The sequence below is a fragment of the Bacteroides sp. BFG-637 genome, assembly GCF_024793605.1.
Lineage (GTDB): Bacteria > Bacteroidota > Bacteroidia > Bacteroidales > Bacteroidaceae > Bacteroides > Bacteroides vicugnae.
Genome location: NZ_JANUPD010000002.1, coordinates 1,241,855 through 1,268,007, shown reverse-complemented (window position 1 = coordinate 1,268,007; position 26,153 = coordinate 1,241,855). Strand labels below are relative to the sequence as shown.

The 26,153-nt window shown below is 50.6% G+C and carries 23 protein-coding genes, 5 pseudogenes and 1 riboswitch; of the genes and pseudogenes, 5 read left to right on the top strand and 23 right to left on the bottom strand.

Annotated elements, in window-relative coordinates; genetic code table 11:
- Positions 1-2 precede the first annotated feature (2 nt).
- The 3 genes from NXX38_RS05425 to NXX38_RS05415 all read right to left on the bottom strand — a co-directional run bounded on the left by NXX38_RS05425 (position 3) and on the right by NXX38_RS05415 (position 3,692).
- Positions 3-1,835: a PKD-like domain-containing protein gene (locus NXX38_RS05425; protein ID WP_258978748.1), complete on the bottom strand. Its 1,833-nt coding sequence runs from the start codon at positions 1,833-1,835 to the stop codon at positions 3-5.
- A 67-nt stretch (positions 1,836-1,902) separates the two neighbouring features.
- Positions 1,903-2,871: a DUF4465 domain-containing protein gene (locus NXX38_RS05420; protein WP_008782464.1), complete on the bottom strand. Its 969-nt coding sequence runs from the start codon at positions 2,869-2,871 to the stop codon at positions 1,903-1,905.
- A gap of 159 nt (positions 2,872-3,030) precedes the next feature.
- A riboswitch (cobalamin riboswitch) is annotated at positions 3,031-3,223 on the bottom strand.
- A 226-nt stretch (positions 3,224-3,449) separates the two neighbouring features.
- Entirely contained in the window at positions 3,450-3,692 is a 243-nt protein-coding gene (locus NXX38_RS05415) for a hypothetical protein (RefSeq protein ID WP_229096044.1), read from the bottom strand.
- Positions 3,693-3,737: 45 nt separating this feature from the next.
- Between NXX38_RS05415 and NXX38_RS05410 the strand changes: the two genes are divergently transcribed.
- The 4 genes from NXX38_RS05410 (at position 3,738) to NXX38_RS05395 (ending at position 5,752) form a co-directional block, all read left to right on the top strand.
- Complete coding sequence (locus NXX38_RS05410) at positions 3,738-4,220, top strand: hypothetical protein (protein ID WP_016278616.1); 483 nt, start codon at positions 3,738-3,740, stop codon at positions 4,218-4,220.
- A gap of 424 nt (positions 4,221-4,644) precedes the next feature.
- Complete coding sequence (locus NXX38_RS05405; RefSeq protein ID WP_008782466.1) at positions 4,645-5,112, top strand: hypothetical protein; 468 nt, start codon at positions 4,645-4,647, stop codon at positions 5,110-5,112.
- On the top strand, positions 5,109-5,363 hold the full coding sequence (locus NXX38_RS05400; protein WP_008782467.1) for a hypothetical protein: 255 nt from the start codon (positions 5,109-5,111) through the stop codon (positions 5,361-5,363). The genes NXX38_RS05405 and NXX38_RS05400 overlap by 4 nt, the downstream gene beginning before the upstream one ends.
- Before the next feature lie 14 nt (positions 5,364-5,377).
- Entirely contained in the window at positions 5,378-5,752 is a 375-nt protein-coding gene (locus NXX38_RS05395; protein WP_008782468.1) for a hypothetical protein, read from the top strand.
- Between the two features lie 59 nt (positions 5,753-5,811).
- Here NXX38_RS05395 and NXX38_RS05390 read toward each other — a convergent pair.
- The 16 genes and pseudogenes from NXX38_RS05390 to NXX38_RS05315 all read right to left on the bottom strand — a co-directional run bounded on the left by NXX38_RS05390 (position 5,812) and on the right by NXX38_RS05315 (position 21,753).
- Positions 5,812-7,501 (bottom strand): annotated as a pseudogene (locus NXX38_RS05390) (zincin-like metallopeptidase domain-containing protein).
- A 5-nt stretch (positions 7,502-7,506) separates the two neighbouring features.
- The gene (locus NXX38_RS05385) at positions 7,507-8,115 is read right to left on the bottom strand and encodes a hypothetical protein (protein WP_016278615.1); all 609 of its coding nucleotides are present in this window, start codon (positions 8,113-8,115) and stop codon (positions 7,507-7,509) included.
- Positions 8,116-8,198: 83 nt separating this feature from the next.
- Positions 8,199-8,375 (bottom strand): hypothetical protein, encoded by a 177-nt coding sequence (locus NXX38_RS05380; protein ID WP_016278614.1) that lies wholly within the window; start codon positions 8,373-8,375, stop codon positions 8,199-8,201.
- A 12-nt stretch (positions 8,376-8,387) separates the two neighbouring features.
- Entirely contained in the window at positions 8,388-9,944 is a 1,557-nt protein-coding gene (locus NXX38_RS05375) for a glucosaminidase domain-containing protein (RefSeq protein WP_008782471.1), read from the bottom strand.
- 11 nt (positions 9,945-9,955) lie between these two features.
- Positions 9,956-12,226, bottom strand: a complete 2,271-nt coding sequence (locus NXX38_RS05370) for a zincin-like metallopeptidase domain-containing protein (RefSeq protein WP_008782472.1) — start codon at positions 12,224-12,226, stop codon at positions 9,956-9,958.
- A gap of 27 nt (positions 12,227-12,253) precedes the next feature.
- A pseudogene (locus NXX38_RS05365) lies at positions 12,254-14,052 on the bottom strand (hypothetical protein).
- 8 nt (positions 14,053-14,060) lie between these two features.
- Positions 14,061-14,342, bottom strand: a complete 282-nt coding sequence (locus NXX38_RS05360; RefSeq protein WP_004301295.1) for a hypothetical protein — start codon at positions 14,340-14,342, stop codon at positions 14,061-14,063.
- A gap of 23 nt (positions 14,343-14,365) precedes the next feature.
- A pseudogene (locus tag NXX38_RS05355) lies at positions 14,366-15,195 on the bottom strand (M23 family metallopeptidase).
- 24 nt (positions 15,196-15,219) lie between these two features.
- Positions 15,220-15,885: a hypothetical protein gene (locus NXX38_RS05350; RefSeq protein ID WP_008759633.1), complete on the bottom strand. Its 666-nt coding sequence runs from the start codon at positions 15,883-15,885 to the stop codon at positions 15,220-15,222.
- 14 nt (positions 15,886-15,899) lie between these two features.
- The gene (locus NXX38_RS05345) at positions 15,900-16,583 is read right to left on the bottom strand and encodes a hypothetical protein (protein WP_004301298.1); all 684 of its coding nucleotides are present in this window, start codon (positions 16,581-16,583) and stop codon (positions 15,900-15,902) included.
- A 14-nt stretch (positions 16,584-16,597) separates the two neighbouring features.
- The gene (locus NXX38_RS05340) at positions 16,598-17,287 is read right to left on the bottom strand and encodes a hypothetical protein (RefSeq protein WP_004301299.1); all 690 of its coding nucleotides are present in this window, start codon (positions 17,285-17,287) and stop codon (positions 16,598-16,600) included.
- Positions 17,268-17,765 (bottom strand): PH domain-containing protein, encoded by a 498-nt coding sequence (locus NXX38_RS05335; protein WP_004301300.1) that lies wholly within the window; start codon positions 17,763-17,765, stop codon positions 17,268-17,270. Before NXX38_RS05335 ends, NXX38_RS05340 begins: the two co-directional genes overlap by 20 nt.
- Positions 17,762-19,151 (bottom strand): annotated as a pseudogene (locus tag NXX38_RS05330) (toprim domain-containing protein). Before NXX38_RS05330 ends, NXX38_RS05335 begins: the two are co-directional and overlap by 4 nt.
- A gap of 3 nt (positions 19,152-19,154) precedes the next feature.
- Positions 19,155-20,733, bottom strand: a pseudogene (locus NXX38_RS05325) (hypothetical protein).
- Between the two features lie 16 nt (positions 20,734-20,749).
- On the bottom strand, positions 20,750-20,974 hold the full coding sequence (locus NXX38_RS05320) for a hypothetical protein (RefSeq protein ID WP_004301303.1): 225 nt from the start codon (positions 20,972-20,974) through the stop codon (positions 20,750-20,752).
- A 20-nt stretch (positions 20,975-20,994) separates the two neighbouring features.
- Entirely contained in the window at positions 20,995-21,753 is a 759-nt protein-coding gene (locus tag NXX38_RS05315) for a DUF4099 domain-containing protein (protein ID WP_258978743.1), read from the bottom strand.
- 219 nt (positions 21,754-21,972) lie between these two features.
- On the opposite strand from NXX38_RS05315, the gene NXX38_RS05310 reads away from it, so the two are divergent.
- Positions 21,973-22,626, top strand: a complete 654-nt coding sequence (locus NXX38_RS05310) for a M23 family metallopeptidase (RefSeq protein ID WP_008669703.1) — start codon at positions 21,973-21,975, stop codon at positions 22,624-22,626.
- 148 nt (positions 22,627-22,774) lie between these two features.
- Here the strand turns inward: NXX38_RS05310 and cobO are convergent, their stop codons facing one another.
- Genes cobO through NXX38_RS05290 form a run of 4 tightly spaced genes read right to left on the bottom strand, consistent with a single transcriptional unit; the run spans position 22,775 to position 25,850 of the window.
- Entirely contained in the window at positions 22,775-23,293 is a 519-nt protein-coding gene (cobO, locus tag NXX38_RS05305; RefSeq protein ID WP_004301307.1) for a cob(I)yrinic acid a,c-diamide adenosyltransferase, read from the bottom strand.
- Positions 23,294-23,326: 33 nt separating this feature from the next.
- Positions 23,327-24,040: an ATPase gene (locus NXX38_RS05300; protein WP_008782483.1), complete on the bottom strand. Its 714-nt coding sequence runs from the start codon at positions 24,038-24,040 to the stop codon at positions 23,327-23,329.
- A 17-nt stretch (positions 24,041-24,057) separates the two neighbouring features.
- A complete protein-coding gene (locus tag NXX38_RS05295) occupies positions 24,058-25,131 on the bottom strand; it encodes a nucleotidyl transferase AbiEii/AbiGii toxin family protein (RefSeq protein ID WP_008782484.1) in 1,074 nt (357 codons plus the stop codon).
- The gene (locus NXX38_RS05290) at positions 25,128-25,850 is read right to left on the bottom strand and encodes a DUF6577 family protein (RefSeq protein ID WP_008669710.1); all 723 of its coding nucleotides are present in this window, start codon (positions 25,848-25,850) and stop codon (positions 25,128-25,130) included. The genes NXX38_RS05295 and NXX38_RS05290 overlap by 4 nt, the downstream gene beginning before the upstream one ends.
- Positions 25,851-26,153 lie beyond the last annotated feature (303 nt).

The following is a 26,153-nucleotide window of genomic DNA, read 5'->3' as shown; positions in this document are numbered from 1 at the left end:
TTTTATTTGTCGTTATTGTTGTTTTCATCACAGAACTTGAAAACTTCCGTGGAATTTTCCCCTAACCATCCGGCTTTTACATTGACTCCGGTCTGCACCTTGATAAAGTCGATATGGGAAAGGTTTGCAGGTGTACCGTCGATATTGACTGCATCGGAAATCTTAAAATAGTTTCCAAGTGCTCCCGCGTTAGGATTGTCTTTATTGGGCATATCATCACCAATATTATCGGCATATCCCCATCCGAACGGATTATTGGACCACATGCCTGTCGACGGGCTTTGTTCGGTACGTGCTTTCAGGCATGTGCCGTATAACGTATAGGAATCCGCTTCAATCCACAAAGGATAATAAAACTCTTGCGGGTGATAGTTGCCGAGACGGTCAATCGCTCCTTTATTTCCCTTGTTGTCCTGCCATTGAGTATCCATGTTGGGACCGGGACGGAAATAAGTTACGGCATAGTCCTGAATGGTTTCGGGTTTTCCATATTCAGAACCCTTCAGTTCATACCATTCATCGTTGGGCAAGCCGTCTCCATTGACATCTTGCATTACCCATACAATGCCCGGTTCATTTGACGAATCAAAGGCATTTCCTTTGATGGAAAAATCATAACCGCCTTTGTTTTCGATACTGTGGTCGAATCCTACTACGATATATCCTCCCCAACCTCCAAGAGAAACATATTGTTCATTATCAAGACGTTTTTGTGCGTAAGCACAGGCTGCTTCGTGCGTGCTTTCCCCATTGAAACCTGCTGTATTCGTTTCGTTTACGAATTGTCCCGGAGCCGGAACAAATTCATATACTTTATTGCTGTAAATGGAATTTCCGGCAGCAAAAGGTCTTTTTCCGGCCGCTTCACAACATTTCACCGGAATATTGACACTGACTTCATCGACACCGGAAACAGCAATATTACGAGTGAGGGTTGCTTTTGTTATTTGATTATCGTATTTCACGGTAAAAGTAAGCGTGTGTTCTCCGGTTTTAGAGGGTTTGAAACCGTAAACCAAGGAATTGGCTCCCTCAATCGGTTGCCCGTCCAAAATCCATTGATAAGAAGGCTCGGCACTTATTGATACAAAGGGGCGGACAAACAAAGTACGTCCTAATTCTACGTATTTGGTATTATCCTCGGTGAAATATAAAGATGACGGAACTACGATTTCAATTGGAAGTTTATCGACAACCTCAATAGAAACTGTCTTCTCTGATTGTCCGTCTTCATTCGCTACAGTTAAAGTCAGTTCATAAGTTCCCAACTCATCTTGCTTGAATGTATAAGTATTTTCAGTTCCGACTTCGTTCCCGTTAAGAGTCCACAAATAAGTAGCTCCTTCTGCATTTTGAATGTCGGGAGTAAGGATATATTCACGTCCTGCGACAACTTTAAGCCCTATAGAGGGGGTTACCAATGAAATGACGGGCGGAGCCAATTCATTGACATCCACACGAATTTCTTCCTCTGTGCTGGCATCCCTCGTATCCACACGCAGGGTAACGTAATACGAACCGCATTCGTTGAAAATGTATTTCAATTGAGGCTCATCGGAAATGATACGACCGTTGCATTTCCATGAATAAACGGCGTAATCGACATTCTGATAGGTCGGCTCAATAACGACCTCTTTTCCTATCTTTACAACATAGATTCCGTCTTCGCTGTCCAATTCAATGACAGGAGGCACGGTCACGTCCTGCGATATTTCTTCGTCTTTGTTGCATGCAAATAGAAATATCGTCAAGGAGAATAAAAGCAAATACTTCATTATATTTATAATTTTAACGCTGAAATTCCCTTGAAGAAAGTATTTAATTTCAATCTCCATTGGGATATAATAAAAAGGGGCAAATACTTAGCATTTGTCGTTAAAAAGCATTTGCCCCAAATTCATGTTATTCGTTTACGGTTACATCAATATCGTCTATGGCAACGTAAGCAGGAGTGTTCAATCCGTATGCGCTTGAATCGCTTCCTTTAAAATTGATAGCTACAGTACATACGCTGTCACCTAAACCGCTTAAGTCCACTTGGCTCCAACCAGTACGGATTTGATTGGCCAAGCCTGATTCTGCATCCTTACTGGAATCGAAGTTTGCCAAATAGTATTCTACTTCCTTACCTGTAGGTTTACCCGTCGCATCCAACGCAACAAATACCACCTTAAACCATCCTTTTTGTGCCGACAAAGAGCCTTGTGTAAACGAGTTGCCATCCTTCATGACCAAGTAGGTATAAGTTGTATTGCAGACCCATACACTGTTGAATTTGCCATATTTCGGTGTACCCTTAACTGGCTTCTTTGGAATTTCGACTTTATATCCGGTTGCATTGGTCAAGTAAATCTTGGCGCACTTGTCATAGGTTGCTCCCGCATCATTGTATGAATCGCTATAACCGAAAGCAACGGCAAAATTTTTACCGCTATGACCGCCATTCTTATCATAAACGCTACATTGATTCTCATAATCACCCTGTGTCAGATTATGGAAATTAGAGATGGCAAAACCACCATTCCAAAACTCATATTCCCAAGGCTGTCCGCTTACCCATTCTTGTTCCAAATAGTTAATCGGGAACTGAATGTACGTACCGGTTTGCCCGATTTGAGTGATGTAGCCGGTCGTTACCTGCTTGCCGTTGGCCGTGGCAGAATAGAGATTGTTTCCATACTGGTCAGAAGCCATTACGCTGGAAGGTACGTTATCAAAATTGATAAGCGCATTGGTAGAACTTATCGCGCGGGTTTGAATCGCACTCTCCTCATACGGAGCAAGGAAGTCATCATCGGACGAACATCCTGTGAACACTGCGGCGGCCATTGCTACAACAGCCATTGCCAAGAATTTAAGATTCTTTTTCATAACTCAATTATTAAAAGTTAAACAAAAAAGTTTAATTACACATTCGTTTTCCTTGCGATAGATTTGCAACGAATGAGAAATCGGTTATCAAAAAGAATATTAGGTGTCTTTGGACGAGCCTCTGTTCATTTTAATCTAATGCCAATTATCCCGTGGTCACTAAATCATATCTCATCAAGCAGGTCTTCTGGCTCATCCCGCTTATCGCGCCTTCCCAGCTTTCACCAGTGGCAAAGAGTGCGATAAACTTTAATAGGACTTACAGCTGCGAGTACAGCTCCGGATTTTCACCGGGATTCCCTTTTAATTCCATTCGACGCTTCGATTGGAAACTTGACTGGTGCAAAGTTAATGGTTATTTTTTAATCTCGTTTCTTTTTCCCTAATTTTTATTTCAAGAAAAGATTATTTTATAGTGCGAATTGTATTTTCATGCCAACTAAACATTTATAACAACTATGAATAGTCCTTCCCCTTTATGAATAATAACATTTCTCAATTATGGCTTTTTCTCATCTCACGTCAGCAATTCTCTTCGGAGAGGTTTTCTATGCAAAGGTACAGCGTGCGTCCGGTCGTCAAGTACCGCTTTCGCTAACGGTTCCCGGATATTCTTCACGGCAGCCTTCCGCAAATCGAAGATGGGCTTTTAGCCCCCGTCTCGTTGCAGAACAAAGCCGGTCGAGCCGGGTTTTGCCCTTGCACTCGGCGGTTGGGTATTCCGTTCCATCCCGTACACTGTTTACTTGCCTTATCCGTCCTTTTTCCGCTGTCAGTCCTGCATAAAAATCATTCCCCGACGAGAAGCCGAAGAGCTTCAAGAAAAGGGAAACAAGAAAATGTTTGACAATCTAAAATTTACAATTATGCACAGCAGGATTTTTCAAATTTCAACGGAGCCGATAGACAAAGAAAACTATCTGAATGAGGACACACTCCAGCAAGGAGACGGGAGCTTCTATGACTATTGTTCAGAAATAGACGAGGAAAACCGTAAAGAGGATATTGCCAATTTGGTCAATCATGCCTTACCCAACGGAATGTTCGAGCTTATATCCGATGACACCATGCGCTATAATGGTGGAATAGAGCAATGGAAAGAGGAGTATGTCGCCAATATCAAAAAGAGAGCGGATGCTCTTACGGTAGATAATATGTTGGAATGGGGTTCGACCTATTATCTCAAACAGGCAGTAGAAAATCCGTTGGATGTCGCCTATCATTTCTATTTGGATGGCGACGGCTGCCAGTCTTTTGCCGAACAGTCCTTTGCGTTTATGGAGTTTGTTTGTAGGCTTGAACCGGGAACGATACTCTACATCGGAGGAGTTGTTGATTATCACTTCTGATGATTGTCCGAAACATTGGCAATCACCCGCCTCAAAAGCGGGTGGTTGCTCTCTTTTTGCACAGGCTCCCCGATTACTTTTATAACATACTCTGCCGAGTTTCCGCCATCGGCTTCCCTGCCGGTATATTCCTGTTTTAAGGGTATAATCCCTTCACAGCCCCGACATACGCCGCAGATCTGTTTTCGTGTGCAAAGGTACGGTGGACGAACATGGTTCAAGTACCGCTATCGCTACCTGAAATAAAATTTGACGACAACTTTCCGTAATCGGAGATAACGGTATTTCATAAAATTTCATCGCAGGTTCCTTGTCCGTCGTTCTTGTATCCCCCGTTTGGAACGCACATGAAAACAACCTCTTTGGGCGAAGTCAGAAGACTTCAAGAAAAGGGAAATAAAAAAAATCACTAAATCAAAAGACAATGAACAAGTACGATTTCATCAAGCAAGGCAACCTCCTTTATCGGCACACTGCCGATAACGATGTAGAATGTCGAATTATCTCAACTCCCGAAAAAGTGGATAGCGACAGTATTATTTTAGTCGCAACAGGTTCTTCTGAGATTGAAGTTTTGGCATCGGAGCTATCACCCATTGGCTCATCGAGAAGCCACAAAGAGGAATTTCTGCGCTGGAAGAAAGAGCGTGAAGCCGAGGGCATGGAGTTTTTCAGCCGGTTGTCCGAAGTCATGGAAACAGACAGCGGTTTGGCTGTAGGCGATATGGTGGCGTTTACAAACGACTATGGGGTGGTGTTTGGCCCCAAAGAAGTATTAGCTTTCAGAAAGCCGTGGAATGGCGGTAGATGCGTATATATCGACAGTGATGCCTATTGGTTTCCAGACCGTCCCGGACAGCTTACTATCCTAAGCAAAGGAGGTGCGGAATGACAACAACCGGCATACTCAAACGACTTTGCGGCAATATTGCCGCAGGTCGTTTCAACTGGCAAAAATACTGCACGCCACAACTTTACTTCGGGTGGGAGATTTGTGTTACCCCTCTGCATTGCTCATACGGACAGATAGGCTATACCGTTAATTTCCCTTATACCAATATACCGGAAGTGGAATACGATTGGGAAATGGGCAAACTGACCATTGACGGCGAGAAGTGGAAAAGTTATTTGTGGAACGAATAATAATAAATATCAATATGGCACAGAATTTTTATACCAAATGGCAGAACGCTATCCTTGCAGATGCAGGAGGCTATGTTTCAAAAGAGTATCGCAGTTTCCAGACAGCATTGGTACGTGAGATTTCCAAATATGCAACGGCGGTCGGTGCACAGGTGGCATCCAACTTAAAAGGACATTATGATACCTCATGTTTCATCGAGCGCAACGGCAAGTTCGTTTACATCAGGCACTCTTCCACGTTGGCCCGAATGGGCGGCGGCGTAAGAGTTGAACTTGATTCGTTTCTGATACGGACAGCCCAACACGCAAAAGACTACAGAGGAGGATATAACCAATATTGTGACATGGCAAATTTGCAGTCCATGATGGATGATTTACTGAAAGAATAAAAAAACGAAAACAAGAAAAGATGCGGAGCCAACCGGTTCCGCATCTTTTCTTGTTTTCCTTACCGGCGCATACCGCCACCGTATTCAGCCTCTTGTAGTTCTGCCCGATACTCTTCCAGTTCGTTCAGCTTCTCGTTCACGGCTTGCAAGTTAGCATCCAACCCGATATTGTGGTCGTAAGGGAAACGATGCTGCGCGACCAGCCCGGCATTGGTGGGCTGCCCGACATCAAGCGTATCGGATTCCTTGTTATATTCGACATACAGCACGTCGCCGTTCGGCATCTCGAAGGTCGGAATCTTTTGATGCGCCAAAGCGGAGAACTGTTCCACCGCCATCTCCCTGGCAACCTCTTTTATCGTCTCTCCGGCAATATCGACACCGTAACGCCGGATATGGTCTCGGATTTCCTGCTCCGTGAATTTCAACATCACCTCGTAGGTTCCCCCCGACACTCCCGTTGTACACGACAGCAAAATTCCCGTCATCGACAATAAGGCTGTCACCCTTGTTGTTCGTAGCCGACGGATAAGTATATTTCTCGTTGATACCGTTGCCGTCATAATACTCCTTGGCAAGCGTAAGCAACCCCTCATAATCACCTTTGTCCCTAAGTTCGTCAAGCTGCCTCGTATCATCCGAGGACTGGAGATAAACGACAGAGGAATAATAAATCTTCTCCTTTGCCGCCACTCCATTCTCCTGCTTCTCACCGACATTCTGTTCCAACTCCTGCGCTATCTTATCCACCCTTTGGGTAATCATTGAAGTCGCTTTCTTTACATCCAGAAGCGTCGTCTTAATGAACTGCGGCGATTCCTTCAGCTCATCAAGCCAACTTTTGAGATACGCGCAACTGTCCTCCTTGATATGCTTGGTCATGCCATAACGCTGTGCGACCAATGCGCTGCCCAATTCCGCCACCAGTTCCTCACGGGCATACTCCGGGGAACCGAAGGCAGTCGGCTTGAATCGGTCGAGAACACCCTCCGCACCGGTCGAGTGTGTCATTTCGTGGAACAGCGTCCCATAGAACGACTCTCCCGATTTGAATTGTTCCTTTTCCGGCACGATGATTTCATTGTTCGAGATTGAATAGTAGGCTTTATCCTGATATTGCGGTGTAATCGGGCAAATCCACAGATTGTCCCGTATCATCGTATCGACAGGTGCGAAACTGAAATGCTCGCCGTTCTCAATGGCCGGACGCGAGTTTTCCCGCTCCAGCTTTTCCCATAGCTCCGGCCTCGCTTCCTGCAAATTGGTCTGCGCGACATTGAAGACACGGAACACCTGCATCTTCGGATAGACATTGTACTGATTCTTTTCTTCATCGGACAACTTCTTGTAATCGTCATACTTGATTTTCTCCCTGGTTTCCTTATGGATGCAAGTGAACGTGGTGAGCATGACCGGAAAGGACTTCTCGCCACGAAGCACGGAGACACGGGGCAGTTCCTCCCCATCCTTGCCGGGCTTGTTGAGCCGCTGCACACAGTCGAACGTACAGAAACGGGGAATCTTGTACCCCTCTTTCTCACAGTGAAGGAGCAACATAAAGGCATTCATCCCGTTGTACTCGCGCCCGTGAAGGTTGCGGGGCCACTGCAACGCACCCTCCGTAAACCAAGGCTTTTTCCAGTCCTTGTGGATGCCCTCGATTTTCTCGATCATCATTTCGGCGAACAGGTCGAGTGCCTTGTCCTCGCTGTTCGGCCCGTCGGCATTTCTTTTTCTGTAACCGGCCATAACCCTTACTGATTATAGTTAGACGAATCCGCCACATATTGCGCCAGTTCCTCCACCTTGCAGGAGAGGTTGACCTTCCCGTTGTGCGCCGACAGGTTCATTTCACCTCTGGCATCCACCTTTACACCCGGCTGCAGCCACTCATCGCGCTCCTTGCCGAAACAGAAGAAGCGCACCCACTGGTACTCGAAGCCGTCATCGACCTTCTCCGCGCTGAACGCCGAGAATACCGTGTACGGCTGGTCTTTCTTATCCCTTTTTTCTTCGATGTTCTGGCCGGTCTTGCCACGAAACACCAGTTCGCCCTTGACGGAATCCGCATTATCCGTAGCGGCATGGCAGATTTCATCGGCGAACAGGTTGAAATAGAGCTTGTCGCCCCGACGTTTGAGATACATCGTACCCCTCACTTCCACACGGGAGCCGTTCCGATAACCGGCGGCTTCTTCCTGGTTGCCCTCCCTGCGGACATCCACCTCGATAGTGTGCTGGCCACCAGTCGCCGGAATCTGTACCCGGAGTGGAAATGCCAGAAACTCTTTATCTTCTTTGTTCTTGCGAACCGACGCATCGCGGCCGATAACGCCGCATACCGTAACATTACATTTAATCATTTGTTTTTCTGTCTTTAATGATACATGGATCATCCGACAAGTGATACATGGGTTGATTGATGTTGAACTGTTGGAGGGTACAGTCAGTCAGGTGCGCGTATCATCGCCCAGACAATCCATCCGGCGATGACTAATTGCACGCCCACGACAACGAACGTCCCGATCCACCCCAACAGCAGGTAGCAGAACCGGACGTGCAAAGCAAGGATGGAAACTCCCGCCAGACACTTGCATAGCTGTATCATCACGCATTTTATCATATCGCCATGCTTTTATCTTCGCAGGTTTTCCGTCTGTCCCTGTTGCCGGGACATCCCTTGCTCGAAATTCTGAGAGGCCGCTTCCGACAGGATAACCGTATTCAGCATACCGGTTACACGCATCCGCTTGGCCTCTTCCGTGAGTGTGCCGTTGTTCAACGTGGCAGACAACCGGCTCAGCTCGGAAGCGGTCAGCTCCCGTGAGACACGCAGTTCGCCATTGTCCGCATTCAAGACAGCCTTGCCGTTCTCGCCGATAGTCAGGTCGCAGTTCTTCATATTCGGCAACAACGGCTTCAGGTCAATGGCACGAAGATCCATCATAGCAGATATGGCCGCCTTCTGTTCCTCTTCGTTCCGGTTGTCAATCTGTGTGGCCAGCAGCATCAGGGAGGCGAAAGCGGTCATCGCCATCTCCACAATCGGGTCGTTGCAACCCGACATTCCCACACCGCTGTCCTCCGACGAAAGGAGCTTCTTCATCCATCCGTCAGGCGAAAGGTTCTTTTCAGGCACGGTCTCTTCCGCCACCTTGTATTTGGCGAGCAGGTCATTACCGTTGTGCAGCATTTGCAGCTTGATATGTCCTTTCTGTGCGATTTCAGCCAGATACGCCGCAGGGTCTATGTCCCGCATCGTTCCGTCGGCATAGATATTCTTCACACCGAAATGCAGATGCTCCCCGGTCGTCCGTGTCCCCGTATTGCCCGATGTGCCGAGCCGTCCGCCGGCCTGTACCGTATCGCCGACCTTGACGGAAATCTCCTTGAGGTGCATATAGGTACATTGTACCTTGCTGCCGTCCGTCCGGGCATATTCCACCGTCAGCGACCTGCCGCCGGGCGTGTTCCTGTTTTGGTTTACCGCCACGACCTTGCCGCCGTTTTCCGTAGCCAGTACCGCGTCGCCTTTACAACGGATATCCACCCCCTTGTGCATCTGCTGCTTTGTGCCGTCCATCGGGTCTTGCCGTGTTCCGAACGGCGAGGTGACGAATAGAAATTCCTCCCGTTCCACCGGAAACGAATACCCCGTTCCATGTTCCGCACCCTCGGATGTTTGGAGCGGATTGTGTTCCACCCCGAACTGCCTGCCCTGTGCCGCCATCTCCTGCATCACCTGCCTGTCATACTGCTGCAAGCCGTTCTGTTCGATGATTCTTTGCAGGTTCTCGGCATACTTGCCTCCTGTGGCGTAACCGGCTTTCTCAATACTTTGTGCCCAGCCCTTGTAATCGTCCGGGGAGAGCTTGAAGCAACTGGCATAGCGGCTGTTCTCCTTCAAAAAGCGGGAGTGATGCTCGTATGAATCACCCACGCTGTCATAGCTGCAGAACTTTTCATTCGGCTTGTCGTCCGTATAGGTTCCGTACCTGCCGCCCCCGGCAATCCACGAGGGGGTTGCCTTGATACCGAAATGGTTGTTCTCGTTTCTTGCCAGACGGCTTTGTCCGTTGCTGCTTTCCAGTATGCCTTGCGCCAATGTGACGGAAGCCGGAATGCCATACCTGCGCATCTGTTCCATCGCATACTCCGCGTACTGTTGTGCATATTCCTGATTCTTGCCCATAATCTTCCTCCTTATCTGTGAATACCACTGTGCGTTTCCTGTTCGGCCTGCTGCTTCTCTTGCGCCTCCATGTCACTGATAGCAACCCGCTCACCGGCACGGACAAGTTTCGGCAGGTAGCTGTCAAGCTGATTCATCGGGAACTCCGCATAAGATGTGAAGCCCCGTTCCCGGTTCCCCGCATACTCATTCAGTCCGATACCCAGTATTTTCGCACTCTTTACGGCGTCCTCGTCATAGAGCCGATACACCTCTCCGGTACGGATCAGGTGCAAGGCATCGGGGTACTTTTCCTTGACCTTGTCCCAAAACTGCCGTTGTGGGGAAACATTTTCATCATTTTTCGCTTCCGGCCGGTTCTTTGCCACCGCCTCGTTCTGTTGCCGCACCTGTTCTTCCTGCTTCTGTTCCCCGACGGATTGCCCCTTTTGCAGCACATCGGCAAACAGCGTGGCCGCCAGATGCCGCTTGTAGCCTTCACGGTCTTCCGCCACCCACATCCGTTGCCATTGTTGCGGCGTGACGCTCCGGGGCTGCAATTTTTGCCCGTCGATGGTCGCCACGCACTGAATGCCGTCCTGCCTGGTCTTGAAGACAGACACACGCTGAATACGGTTCAGGTCAATCTCCGGCGTCTCGCTGCTGAACAAATCCACTTTCAGGTCAGGCTTGACTTCCGCCAGTGTATAATATTTGTGCGCCAGCTCCATGCGTACCTTGTCGATGTTGTCCATCGCCTGCTTGAGCGTGGAGAAAAAGCGGTTCACATCCTCCTTGTCGGGATAGACACTGTACCCCTCCTTGTTCTCCGGCTTGATATAGAGTGCCCATCGGTTCTTGTCATCCTGAATCATCTGTACGGCATCGAACCCGACCTCGTTCGCCCGCCTGACCGCATCCGACACGTCCAGTGTGGAAAGCCTTTCCAATGTGTAGTTCCTTAGCCTGGCCAATGTCACCAGTTTCTCGTTGAAATAGCTGTCGTCAGGTCTGTAGCCCAGCGCACCGTCGGTATTATAGAAGCGTACCTGTTCGATGCCCTCCTTATTCAAGGCACGTTCGATACGCCCCTTGTTCATGCCGGGAATCTCGTTGTTCACTTCGGTCGAAGCCCCAGCCGGCAAAATGACATCCGCCGATTTCGCTTCCCGGTCAATAACGAGGACAATACTTTTCGCCGCCTTGTCCGGGTGTTGGCGGATTTCGTTCGCCACGAAGTAATGCTTGGGCATCTGCTCCTGCATGGTCGTGGTCTGCCGCCTGTTGCGCAGGGTGGCGTACTCTATTTTCTCGCCCCGTTCCGCCTTGCGGATAACGTCAAGCGCATTGTTCACGTCGCTTTCGAGTGCATCCATCATGCAAGGATTCTCCTTGAACTCCCGACACCAGTAATCCACCGTCTTCAGACTTTCATCGGACAGACGCGCAGGCAGCCCCAGTTCCAGCATCTTGATTCCCGAAGCCAGTTCCACAATCAGCCGTTCATATTTTACCGCATCCTCCGACGGGGCCACGCCGTTCTTCATGACCATGCCCTCACGGGCAAGCCGCTGTTGGTGTCCTGTGGCACTCACAATCTGCCGCAAGGTTTCCTGCACATAGTCGTGGTAATGCTCAAAGTCCTTTTGACGCGGCATATAGACCGCATCCTTGTCCGTCTCGTAATGGGGTAATCCGCAGCCGTCCGAACGCACGGGGACGAGGTTGTCCCGCATTTTCAGCAGGAAATCGTTGAACCGGGTGCGCAACTTGCGGTTGTCCGCTTCGGTATATCCTTTCTCCTGAACACCGCCGTCCTGTCTTACCGCATCCTCGTAAGCCGGCTTGTCCACGTAGGGCAGCGTCGTCTGGTCGATGTTGAAGATAGTGCGTATCTCCCGGTTGTGGACACCCTTGAACTGTGCCTTCTGCCCTTCGTCCAACTGGAGATAGGCGGTGCGGTCGATGGTTTCATTCGGGTTGTTCCGGTTGACATACTTGTTCCAGTTATAGAACAGGAACGGTACGCCCTGCTCATGCTCCCGTACCGCAGCACCCCGTGCCTTGGTCTCGCTGTAAAGCGTGAACAGGTTGGTCTTGCATCCGTTATTGTCCGAATGCAAGGCCATAAAGAGGGCATTGAACGGACTGGCCGAGACACCCTGCGGATAGAGCCGGGGAAATCCCTTGCCCGATACGTTGAGCCAATGGCCGCCGGCGTTCGATGCCCCGCCCAGTGCGGCAGACAGCAGCTCCGCCTGCCTTGCTTCGGCTTTCTTTTCGATTTGCGACTTTTCTTTCATATCATCATGCTTTTATTGTTCATGGAATTATTGGATGCCCCGTGTGCGCACGACCGTCTCCCGCTGTCCGTCGTCGTAATTCTGCGAGGCGATATGGCGCAACTGGTCGCTTTTGGCAAGCACGGCGTTCGCCAGCGTGTTCAGCGGCAATGCCCCTGCACGGTAAGCCTCTCCGACAGTCGGCGTGAGCTGGATAGTACAGGGAACACGGTCTATCGTGGCGATGAGCGTGCTGCCTTGCAGTACCGGGTTCACGATACGGGGATTGAGCGGCTCGTCGGGATAACGGCGGTACTGTTTCTCCGTCTGTTCGGCAGCGGACGGCATGGGTCGCCCCAAAGCCTCGTGTCCAGCCTTGTTCAGCAGGTTCGCGCCGCCCAGACCGACAAGGAGCATCTTCAGCAACGGGTTACGCACGAACAGACCGGCCACGATACTCGCTATCGGCAGCAGGTTGTCCCCAGGCGCAACGATTGTGTCTTGCCGGTAAAAGCCCCCAACAGGATGTCGGGCAGCATGGCCATGACATATCCGAGGTTGCCCGTGATATCGCCCAATCCCTCTAATCCCAACGTACTGAGCAATCCGCTCCATCCGTTCGTGTTGGTCTGCACAGCCTCTCTCTCTTGCTTTTCTTCCTCACGTGGAATAACCACCTGCCGTTCCTCTTTCTCCACTTTTTCCCTCTGTTCCGTCTCCGGCTGCGTTGATTCCTTTTTGGCAGTTACAGCCGTTGCATTCTTATATTTCTCCAAATGCTTCAAATAGGCTTCTTCCTGTCCGGGAGCGACGACCAGCGGCACATCCTTGTACCGTTCGGCACGTTCATTCTTCTTTTCAGGGTGTCCGGGTATTTCTGGCATTTGGAAAGGGGTAAACTTTGGTGTCTGCATCCACTTCGGGAAACTGAAATCCATCACCGGTATTTTCTTCTTCAACCGCTCGTTGGCGGCCACGATGAGCGCACTGTCACCCGTCTGTACCGTTGCAGCCTCCTTGCGGAAGTCCGTAAATACGTTCCGTTCGCTGCCGAACACCCCTTTGCTTATACACTCTTCCACAGAAAGCGTATCAGGCTTTTCAGGCTCGAAGCGTGAGGCGACTGCCGAGATAGCCACGTCCGCCCCGACAAACTTCGCCAGTGTTGCCCACGAACCCACGCCTCCCATCATCACGGTATCTGCCGTTGCGCCCAGTACCCGACCCGCGCCTTTTTCCCATCCTTTCGGACGGTAGGCGGCTTCGCCCCGTGCCTCGATTTCCACAGCAAGCGGCGAGCGGTTGAAGGTCTGCGAAAGTCCAAGCAGGCTTGATTCTGCGGCTTTGCGGATGATGTAGTCGGCTGACGATTTCGGCATACGCTCCTTGACCAGCCGGTCGATCATCAGTTCCTCCACCCGGTAGTCCATATAGGCATAGGCAAGGTCGCCGCCTAATTGTTCCGACAGTTCATCGTAACGCTTGCGCCCGATTTCCTGCACGACAGTATCGCGCCATTGCCCGGCCATGTATGCGAGGTCTTGCTGTATCTCTTTGGAGCCGGTAATCTCCGCCTTGCACATTCCGATATAGTCCTCCGTTGTCTTCGAGTTCCATTCGCCCGTGACCTTGAGTACCTGGTACGGGTCGCCCATCGGCTGTGCCGCAGACGCCATCGCGCTGAGTATGCCGCCCAAAGAGGTGGAATACTCCCTCATTTCCTCGCCCTGTTTCTTCGTGAGGTAAGCCTGTGTCTTCGACATGACGGGCGCAAGGTGGCAGTGGAAATAGTCGCTCACGAGGCGTTCCATTTCTGCGAATTGCCGGCTATGTTTGATTCCATCCATATTGTGTATTATATATTTATCTGTTTCAATAACTGTTCTTTCGTCTGCTCGATGGCGTTGTGGTAAACCTCCATCTGCCGGGGAAAGAACTCTTCCAGCCATGCGTCCTTTTCGATGTTGTCCTGCATGAACCGTATCGCCTGCTCCCGTTCGATTTCGACGGATGTCTCGCCCTCTTCCCTGTTGTTGAACCATGCCTTCGTCCACCAGCGCACACCCGCCCGGTCGGGATAGACCGTGACAAGCCTCGGTATGTCGAAACTCTGTATGTCGATGTCCAGTTCCGCCAACGGGTCTATGATGCCGCCATAGGTCAGGGCTTCGTCATGGAGTTTTTTTTATGTCACTGCCCGCAGTGGAGAGGTACACATCATGCCGCAGGGCGAGGTAATGCAGGAAATCCGCAATCAGGAGGTTCTGCACCTTGCAGGCCAGCGGCATGGCCTTATGTCCCAGTCCGAGCGGATTGGCCATGCTCGGCATATTCTCGTAGAAATACTCCTTCATCGCACCCACCGTGAAGATGTGGCGTAGCGACTGCTCCGTATTTCGGGGCAAGGTGTATGCTCCATGCCGCAAATCCTCCATATAGTGCGGCAGGAAGCGCAGCATCAGTTCCTCTATCTCTCTCTTATCCCGGTCATAATCGGTTCCCAGTTCCATCTCTACACCGGAGGGATAGTCGGTTTCGTGTCCGCCGGCCTGACGCATTGCCTGGATATTCCCGTACAGCATTGTCAAGAATTCCAACGGATTCAGTTCCTCGCCCTTGAAGCGGACGGTCATGTGCAGTTTGTCACCGCTCAAAGCTACCGTCTGTCCGGCCTTTACACGCTGTCCGAATTGGGCGAAGACATTGGACAGGTTTCCGTATGTCACCTCATATTCCCCGTAGCGGATGGTCTGGCAGATGCCGTGTCCGGAATCGTTGCCCACGCCCGACACAATGCCGCTGGCAAGGGCGGAAAGCATATAGCACCGCACGTTGAAGTCAATGCCGTGATGAAAGAATTTCTCGCCCGTCACCGGGTCGGTCTGTTCGCCGTAGCCGAGCGACAGCTCCACGTCTTTGCCCTGCTGTTCCTCGAAAGGCATACAATAACCGCTATCGGATTGCAGGATCATTTCTTCTGTATATTTCATGCTGTTTCCATTTTGATTCGTATTCTATCTTCTCATTCCTCCGCCATGTGCCTGTTCCCCTGCCGAAAAGTCAGGTGTACGGGTACGTTGCACGTTTTCTGTCTCCGGCGTGCGGAAGACACCCGCATTGTTGCCGATGAGCATCATGCCGAGAAATGCGCCGGCAATCTTGCCCAGCCAGCCGAAGCGTCCGAATATGAGGAACGCCGCCGCAACCAGTCCGGCGATGCTCAACCCTGACACGTTGCCGCTGCCAAGGTTGCGGAAAAAGTTGCCGAACATATCAAGACCTCCGCCACCGGAGGCCTGTCGCAAAAAGTTCGACACGCCGTTCAGTTTGTTGTCGATGCCGGTTACCGCACCGCTGACCGAACTGACGGCTTCTCCGGCCTTGCCCGTTAGTTCACGCACGCCGTCCGCCGTGCCTGCAATGGTATCCGTGACGGATTCGCCCACAACGGCATCGCTCACGATACGCACCACGCTTTTGTCGGTGGTCAGCTTCTCCCAGCCCACATAACCGACCGCACCGCCGATAGTCGCTGTCTTGACTGCCTGTCCTGCACCACGCAAGGTCTGCGAAGGGTGCAGCACTGCCTTACCCATACTTTTGCCGGTAGCCGCCGTTGCCGTACCGACACCTTTTGCGGCCTTGCCGCCATATTTCAATAGTGTACTCCAAACGCCCATACATTGTCTGTTTTTTAAGGTCTTACATTTCTTCCAATCTGCCGCCAGCGTCGCTTGGCAGCTTCCACTATGTCCCGTTTGCCGGCCACCGGACGTGCTCCCTCGTCGATTTCACGCCAGATGTCGCCCATTGTCGTGTACTTCACCGCCTTGGTCAGCCGTTGCAGTTTCTTGTTCATCATCTTGAGCTTCGGACGGATGCCGAATACGATTTCCATGCGCTCTTTCTCCGTCATCTTGTTGTCCGAAAGGCACGCCATGCGGATGTCGTTCACAATCTCCACGCTGTTCATGATCAGTTCCCGGTAAATCCGGTTTCGTTGCGTGGAGAGGGCGACGGCCAACGCATGGGAGCTGTTCCGGCTCACCTGTCTGGTAAAGTCACCCATGTTATCCGTCAGCTTCGATATTTCGTGATAGAAACCGTATATCTGCGCCGCGTAGCAGACTATCGACCGGAAAGAGTCCAGATAGCTGTTGAACTCCCGTTGCAGGTCGGTCGTGGCTTTCACTTCCTCTTTCGTCCACAGGTGTCCGGTGGTCTGCATCAGCATGACTTTCTCCTGTTTCTTCAGCTCCTTTTCCGCCTTGTCGGTATAGAGCAGGATCATTCCGGCCAGTACAGGGTCGTTTTGCGCCCGTGCCTTGCCGATGCCGATGCACAACAATAAGATGCCTATCCAAATCGTCCGTTTCATTGTCAGTTCCGTTTTTATCGTGCGAGGACGGCAGCCCTGCGCCAACGGGTCATGGCCATCCGTGCCGCCTCCCCATTGTTGCGGTCGAGCATCCCGGCCGTCACATTGTTCCACATGTCATTGAGGGTATAGTATCGTATGCTCAGGTAGAGCAGGTGTAGCTTCCGGCTGAAAGCCGAAAGTTTGTCGTTCAACGCCCACAGGGTCTTGCTGCGTTCCGCTCCCGTGAGCATATTCTCTTTGCCGCCCTTGGCCACTGCGTCATTCAGGAGTGTGAAGACCGATACCAGTTCCGTTGCCGTCTCGATATAGAGGTTGTTCATGCTTATGGAGGCAATGATGCCCTGCGGGTTGTTCCTGATGGCGTTGCCCAGTTTCCCTAACGTGAGAAAGATTCTCACGCCGTCGTTGTAGAGGTGGGTGCAGGCTTTCAGCGACGAAGCGTAGCCGCTTGCCGTCTTGAGATAGCTGTTATATTGCTTCTCCCATTTGTGAATGCGGTTGAACTCGGCGGCGATGCTGTTCTGCAGCATCGCTGTCTTCGTCTGACCGTTTATCTGTTTCTCTATCTGGTCATTGATGACCTCGTTGCCCTCGGCCAACGCCATCCATTCCAACGGATTGGATGCCGTGATTTGTGCTTTCGCCCAGTGTGGCATCATGCAGACGGCAAAAATGACCAGGCTAATGATTCGTGATTTCATATATTCCCTTTTTTCGTTTGTTATACTCGACCCGTTCCCGGATAAGCGTTACCACATCGAAGTTGTGTCTGATACCTACCAAATCAAGCCGGGGCGTATTCCTGTCCATCGAGAATATGCGTACCGTCTTCAATCCGCAAAGCTGCTGCATGAGGTTTTGGTGTTCCACAAAGTCCACGATACGGTATTGTTCCATGTAGTCCGTCTTCCGGGACAGCACCCCATGCCTGCTGATAAGCTGCTCGCTACCGATGTGGTAGCGTGTCCGGCGCAGATAGATGAAACGGTACAGCAATACCAAAGCAAGCAATGCGGCAACCGATACGGCAAGAGCTGTCAGAGGCAGTCCCTCCATGCCACCATACACCCATGCTGCACAGCACAATACGATTGCGGGCAGCTCGTCGATAACGAACTGTCCGGCGTGCGGTTGCAGCACGATACTTTGGAAATGTCCTGTGGGTGCATCGGTCATCATCGGCGAAAGTGTGTTTGTTGTTCCTCTTCCGGTGACTGTTCTCTCGCCTGTGTCTCATCGACCGTCTCTTCCTGTTTCTGCTCGGCCAAAAGCTGTTCGTTCCAGTCCTTGTTGGGATAGGTAGGCTGTTCACGGACAAAAGAGGCGTCATTCGCCTTGTCCAGACCGAGGAACTCCCGCAATCCTTCACGGAACTCCTTGTAATTTCCGTTCATGATATCCGTCTGTTCCCGTATGTCGTCCGGATGGCACAGGCCGCTCGAACGCATCGACATGGCTTCTTCCCATGCGGATTCATATTTCCCGTAGCTCGACCGCAAAGCGTCGGGCAACAGGTCTATGTCACCTTCATCGAGGTTCTTGCCGTCAGTAACGGAATCCAGATAAGGCTTCCGCTCCGGTGTCTCCTCGATGGTGGAACGGACAACCCGGTACATCTCCTGTTGCAGGTTCTTGGCAAACTCGATTCCCGCAAGGTCGGTATCGAAACAGATGTGTTGCTTGGCAGGAAGCGAGAGCGTGAGGACACCCCGCATCTGTTCCACCGTCGGGTTACCGCCGGTAGATATGAAGACCGCTTTCCGCAAATCCTTGTCGTTGGCCTGATGGAAGCTGGTAATAGGCCATCGCGTCGTATGCACTCTCGAACCAGTAGATATGCTTGGCTTCGGTAAGCGTAGTTTTGGCTGGGCTGGCAATCCATAACCCTTGGCTCGAATTGCTCCCTTCCGCCTTCCCTTTATAACTGCCGCTGCCATCCATGCGAGGGCGGCCTCGCTCTTCCAGACCGACAACCTGTCCCGTATCTTTCGGAACGGTCAGCGGAAAGGCGAGGTTGGTGTATTTCATGCCGTCCTCACGATGCTTCGTCGCCAGACAGAAGTTCCGATGAAAGGCATACTGCGTGTAAAGGTCGATGCCCCGATGCTTGAAGAACGGATAGAACTTCTTTTGTGTCGCCCGATCCTGCGGATTGAACTGGTGAATGTCGTAATCCGCCATGTCAAACGGCTTCACATCCCGTTTAGGCTGGATAATCCGGATGTCCCGGTCAGCGACGGGATGGTTCAGCAACCGGTTACAGACAAGGTTTACCAGTCGGTCGGGAGACACGCCTGTACGGTATTCCGCAAAAAAATGCGGATGCTCCTTGATAAAGGAAATGATGTTATACGACTTCTGCTGTTGCGGTTTGAAACAGCATTTCCCTTGCTGCGTGACAATGAACTTGTCGTTGCGGATGCGCCGCCCCTCGCTGTCCAACCGGACATACGAGGGATAGCGCAGGCCGTCGCGCCGGTTCAGGTGATAGCCCGCGTCGATAAGCACGTCCTGAATGTTCAGCCTGCGCAGAAAATCGTCATAAGTCAGTTCGCCCTCTCTCATGGTTTACCTCCCCATTCTCATATCATTGATTTCACGGTTCATCTCTGCCTCGAAACAACGGATGGCCATATCCCTCGGTGTATCGACCCCCAGCTTGATGTACGGGCGTGGCGGACCGCCGAAACACTCGCCGTAGAACTCCGGGGCATGGCAGTGATGGTGGATGCCGTGCGCGACACCCGCCGCGACTACCGTACCTGCGGTGAGGGCGGCAAAGATTTTCGTACCGAGCCCCCGTTGTGCTTCCGGGCGTGTTTTCATGTCCACTTCGCTGAAAATCTTGGAAAAGAGCTTCATCCGGTGATAATCATCCACAGCAAGGAACTTGTCGTAATCCCGTTGGGTTATCTCATGGCTGATAGCCTGACCGTCGATAACAGCGGTCATCCTGTATTTCCCCTCGGTTTGTGCCGGTTGAACGGCTATCTGGCTCACTTCAACTTCCCGCCCGTGCTTCTCTTCCCGATACCATCCCTTGTTTTCATTCAGAAACTGGAGGTCACGCCCGTCCACTGCCGCACCGACATAGCCCTGTATGGATTCCTCTTGCTGTTGCAGCGAGGTTTCCACCGGCATGAAAGCCTCCTGCTCCTGCCGTTGGCGTTGTTCCAAATCCTGCTGTACTTCGGGATGCAGGCCGATAGCGATGCGTTGATCGCTGTTGAGAGCCTCCATCGTCACTTTGTCGGAAAAGTCAGCCCCGATAATGCCGTTCAGCAGTTCCAGACGTTTTTCTACGGGTTGTTCCTCGATGGGTGCGGCAACCAGTGTCCTCACTTCCTTTTCCGTCAGGTCATAGACCATATCGGCTTGGACGCTTTCCGACTGCACAGTCAGCGTCCGCCTTTCCGCATCCACGACAAGACCGTGCGAGGCAAGGCACTCCGCCAATTTCTCGTTGGAAAAATAGACCGGAGAGGCTATAAGCTCCTTGTACGACCGTGCCGGTTCCCCGCTGCGCGGACGGCTGACCATCGGCGTGATGACCGCCTGCAAGTCCTGCAGAACGTCCCGTTGCTGTACGGGTTGCGCCTGTTGATGCCCCTTGTAATAGAATCCGTAACCGCCCGATTGCAACTCGCCGGGCTTCCATGCGCCCGTCGGGACGTTCGGGTACGATGGACGGCCCCGGAAAGAACAGTTGGCCGCCGACCCTGCGCAGGTGCAAGCCCCACTGGTTGCGTGGCGTCCAGCCGAGGAACGGCGGGGGCATTCCCATCCGTCCCATGCGACCGTACTCGCCGATGCCGATGCGGTAGCCGTGCAGCCCCATAGCCACACGCCCGTTGGCATTGCGGGCATGGACGAAGTTCTTGGGCATATAGAAGTCTTTGCCCACGATGCTCGTGAGCACGTTGTAGGCTTTCTTGTTGGCCGTATTGGTTCCCCAGTCCGTGAGTGCCAACATCTGACGTTCGCTTATCGGATAGACCAGCAGCGGAGAATTATGCCCCTGCACAATCAGCCGATACCCTGAACCATCAAGCGCAACATGGGCTTGCAGGCCGTTACGCATCAGCATATTGCGCATTTCGGGCTGCAAGTCCATCTGCCGGGGATTGGTATTCGTTCGTATCGCCATAGTCGGATTGTTTTCGTTATGCGTCGCCGCGTTCCATTGCTGCCTCCAGCTGTTCGTCCTTGAAGCGGACAAACTCGGCAGCGGATTCGTTGCCGACAGCAAGCCCCTTTTCCTCGCAGTAACGGGCGTATTCCTCCTGCCAGTCGGCGGAGAAATGATTGACGTAATCGAGCCAGCCGTATTCGCCGCTCTGCATCTTCCCGACAAGTACCTCTTCGGGATAATATTCGTTTTGTGCCATAATCTACGGATTGATTGTTTTTACTTGTGGAGGGCTGCCGCACGGTTGCGTTCGCCGCTCTTCTTCTGTTCGTTCCACAACTCCTCGGTGTAGTCCTCTTCCGAAACGTAGTCAAGGTTGCCGTCATCGTCCATGATCCAGCAACCGTAGCACCCGAAGGTGTATTTGTCCCACTCGCGCTTGGGCTGGTTGCGCCATTGCTGCGCGTCGCCCGAACAGAAGCGGATGCCGGTCTTGGCATGAAGGTCTATGCCCACTGTAGCAGACTCGCCGTCCACGACGACCGTCAGCGGCTCGCCGTGCTGCATCCCGTTTACCTCCACCGCACCGAGGCGCATGACCTCGGCCAGCACTTTCAGGTTGCGTGCGATGATGGGCGTGGGGACATACATCACCTGTTTCGTCTCGGTGTCAATCTGCACGAAAGCCTTGCTGCTCCGGCCGTCCGCCATTTCCACGTCGGCGACAATCGCCTTGCCGTCGAGCAACTGTTTCTGCTGCGCTTCGTCATACCGTTCCAACGGAGAGGATTTCAGTGCCGGATAGAAGACCACATCCACCTGACCGTTGTCCATGCGGATAAAGGCAAAGCGGCTACGGCTCTCTATTTGCCCGCCATGCTCGTCCGTAACACGCACGGGAAGCACGGGAGAATGCCGACCATTGCAGATGTCGTCCAACACACGCATCGGCAAATCCTCGATCATCTCCCGTGTGAGACCGAATCGTTCCAGTGCCGGGAAGGGTAATTCATCAAATTCAATCTGAACTTTTTTCATACTATATTTATATTATAAAATTGTACTATACAAAGATAGAGACATCTTATTGTGACGAACAAAAATACAGCTATATAAACGGTTGTAATATGCTGTTTTTATCTTCATTAGTACAATTATCTAATCAAAATCGTACTAATAGACGCAAAATATCAAACCAATACAAGAAATGACGGCTGTTTGTTTCCGACATGAAAACTCCCGTTATAACTTTGCCGAATGAGAAAAATTTTACTGATAGCAATATCGGGTATTTCATTCTGCACGATGCCCGTTCAGGCGCAGTTCAACACGATTGCCAAGACACCAGAAAGATACAAGGTAGAAGCCTTGCAGGAGGGTATGAAAAAGCAGGAGCCGACACCCGAAAGCATGGCTCCTGCACAGGAGACTTCGACAAAACCTGCCGATGAAAGTAAGAAGTTGTGGATTGACCGTTATCTCAGCGTGTCTTATCCATTGCAGCGCATCAGAATTACATCGCCATACGGCTACCGGAAAGACCCGTTTACCGGGAAGAGGAAGTTTCACGGCGGTATCGACCTGCACGCACGGGGCGAGCAGGTATTGGCCATGATGGAGGGGGTGGTCATCAAAGTGGGACAGGACAAGACTTCCGGCAAGTATGTGACCCTGCGGCACGGAAATTACACCGTCAGCTATTGCCACCTTTCACGGGTGCTGGCCGCCAAGGGTACGGTAGTCCGTCCCCGTGATGCCGTCGGTATAACCGGCTCGACTGGACGAAGTACAGGCGAACACCTGCACATAACCTGCAAGCTAAATGGCAAGAGTGTCGATCCGTCGGTCGTTTTCGATTACATCAGGACTACACAGCAGGAGTGCATTTCAGCTTTGAGCAGACTGTTGTAAGAGTGTTTATGTCGCCAAACGCTAATCGAAAAGAGTGTCATTAGGTGATGTGGTTTTCGATTAAAACAGGGGACTTTTCATTTTGGAACTTATCGTAATTTTTTATTTGAATGATTGTGAAACCAAGACCGAGTAGGGAGATCGGACTCTAACGGTCTATCCCGTTGCGGGAGAGGACGCCTTCCGTGTAATAATGTTTGACTTCTCGCATCTCCGTGACCAAGTCGGCTATGTCGATCAATTCTGCCGGAGCGTACCGTCCCGTGATTACCAACTCTGTCCCGGAATGTCGTCGAGAAATCGCCGTCAATACCTCCTCAATAGAAAGCAACTCGTAATACAGGGCAATGGTTAGTTCATCGAGCACGACCAGATTATACTCTCCCGAAGCGAGAATTTGTTTGCAGCTTTCCAATCCCGCATAAGCTGCGTCAATATCTTCTTGTGCCGGCTTCTTTTCAATAAAGCACCCCCGACCGAATTGCTGGATGCGGACGTTGTTAAACAGATGTTCGATCTTGGTTTCATTATATTTCATGTTCTTTACGAATTGTCCGATGAAGACGCTTCCTCCGGCACACAAAACTCGAATGGCAAGCCCAAATGCGGCCGTTGTCTTTCCTTTCCCGTTGCCAGTATAGACATGTATATATCCTTTGTTTTCCATATTGTTGATTTATGATTGCAAATGTAATCCGTGTTATGGTTCGGCGGAAAGATGGGCAAAACAATAAGTATAGGTTTGAATCGTGCCATCCTCAAGCCGGATGTCATAACTTTGGCTAAAGGGAGTTCCCAGTCGGAAAAGTACGGGTGAAGAGAATATCGGTCCGTCGTAGCAGAACGTGTGGTATTCTCCGTTTTCTCCGTTGGGGTCCATTTCCTTGGGGAGAGAGGCAATAAAGTCGGCATCTACCTCGCGACCGATGGCATCCATTCCCAAGCCATCGGCTTGCGTGGTCACGATGACCGTCTTCAGTCCGGAAGCGAGGTATTGCTGCATGACGATTTCCGAGGAGACTACTCCCCATAACGGCTCCACAACCTCTATTCCGAGTGGAGCGAGTTGTCGCTCCCGGTAGGCACGGACATCGTGCAAGTAAATATCCCCGAAAATAAAATGGGTTACTCCTTGCTCCTTGAAATGTAGGGCTGCGCAAGTCATGGCCTCTGCGTAATTTTCAAGGTTCCCCTGGGGTGTGAGATTCACGATATGCAGGGGAATACCGATACTGTCTGCTTGTGCCTGAAGCAAGGGGAGTGGGATACCGTGCATGGTGGAGCGTTGCGAGTCACGATTGATTGTGGTGAGCAGGGCAACGATGTCGTATAGCTCCGATTGACGAGCTCGCCAAAGGGCATGCGCGGAGTCTTTTCCCCCGCTCCAGTTGAATACGGCTTTTATCTTTTCCATTCGATGTTCGTAAAACTTCATGCTTCCAATAACTCACTCGTTTTTGCCCAATAATAGTAGGCTTCCGGTAGGTTGCTTCTCAGCTTATTCAGTTTGTTGGGCAGCGAAGGTCGGATGACCATATCCTTTATATCGGCAGGGTTGTTGGAATAAGATTCTATTTCATTGATTCCCTTTTCAATTAACGTGGCTAAATAAGCCGCCCTTGCTGCATCAATAATGGCATGGTCTATCAGATAACGCTGATTGTACATGAATGATTTGACACGGATGATTCCGTCTTGTATCAGGTCGAAGTCTCCTTCTCCGGCTTTTCCCCGTGTGGAGATACAAAGTGCCGTTTGGCGGATGTCATTGAAAACTTGCCCTATGTCCGTTCCGAAAGACCGGTATGAAAGTTCGACCACCGCAATCTTACGGAACGCTTCTTTGGTAATCTGCAAGTCTGAAACATTTTCAAACAGCCGCCCCACATCATAAAGCTGTTTGGCTATCTCCATCGAACAGGACCTTCCATTCTTGTAATAAGGTATTCCAGTTGTGTTGGGAGCGAAAGCCGTCAGTTTATCGCCCAAAATATCTTCTGCGGACGGGACTGTTACCATCAATGGTTTTCCTTCCAACCGTATGAACGGGCAGTCGATAGCTATTTGTTGGGTACGGAAATAATGAATGTCCTCGTAGAGTACATCCAGCAGGATATAGGATTGTGCATCGGTGTCATTTCGGTAGGCAATCTGATAGAAAAACTTGGAATGGCTCTTGGGAATATCCGCATCATCCCGTTGCTTGCGTTCCACAAGTTCCAGATTGATGAAGCCGAAATCGGCAAATGATTTCAGATAGTCTTCAATGTTGGTTCCAGGGGGACAGATAACATCAATGTCGATTGACAGACGATGAGCAGATTTCCCAAGTATGAGCATAAGTGCCGTTCCTCCCTTAAAAACCAGTGGACACCCGGCTTTAACCAGCATTTCAAGCAGGGACAGGGCACGGATTACTTTCTCTATCAGATTTTTATCATTATAGTGCAATTCGGATGAAACCTGTTCGATCCATTCTGCCGTAAAACACTCCTTCTTTATCATTTTATGTTCAGATTTTCTAATATGGACAATATTTCTTCTTTTGCCTTACGTCTGCCGGCATACCTGAATAGCCGATTTCGATTGACAGCGTACAGGTTAAAGGCATTTTCAAAGATATGCTCGCTTTCACTACCTTGTAGGTAGAAGAAATCCGCATCCCTCAATATATCCACCAACAGCTTTTCCAGTGTAGGCATCGGTACATCTGATACTTTCTGCAAAGGAGCTTCCGAGACCAAATTTTTCACAAAAAAGACACGGCTGTCCATATCTACATATCGGTAAATCATATCTTTGTCCGGTCGCAGATAGACGTCACGGTTCCCGTCTTTCAAAAAGTTGAAAACCGTTTCTGCCGAATCCCTGTCTGTTTCCACATAGACAACACGGTTGGAAGAAAGGTGATGCTGCAAGGGTGCGATAATATCCCCCTGATAGACGCAGAACTTCGCAAATGGGAAATTGACCAGCAACGAATCGTAAATTTCTCTTACTTCACCTATGAGTTTAGGAACAAAGGGCTGTTTCATGACTTTAGCATACATTCCGCGTCCGGTTCTGACCAGTGCATTTTCATTCACGAGCTTGAACAGATACCATGACAAGGAAGACTTGCTTATACCAACCTTTTCGTGAAGATAGGCAAACAAGTCATCCATGCTGAAATCACGGTGTACTTCAGCGTATTCAAGTATGGATGTCGTTGTTTTATTACTCATATTATATCCTGTTTTTGCCTGCAAATATAGCAAATTTTCGGCACTATTCAGAAATAGTGCCGAAAATTTGTATTTATTTAAAACAATCTATATGTAAATAACCTTTTGTCATCATCTACTAAATATCGGCACTAAATTAAAATTGTGCCGATATTTAGTGGTTGTTCAATATTGTACAATGACAATTTACCAAATCGTATTTTCCTGTTTTATTGTTGTCACATCTCGTTTATCGGCAGGTCATTCTTTACTCTTTTCGTCGGCGAATGTAGGACGAAGCGCATAATCGCCAAGCCGCATTGC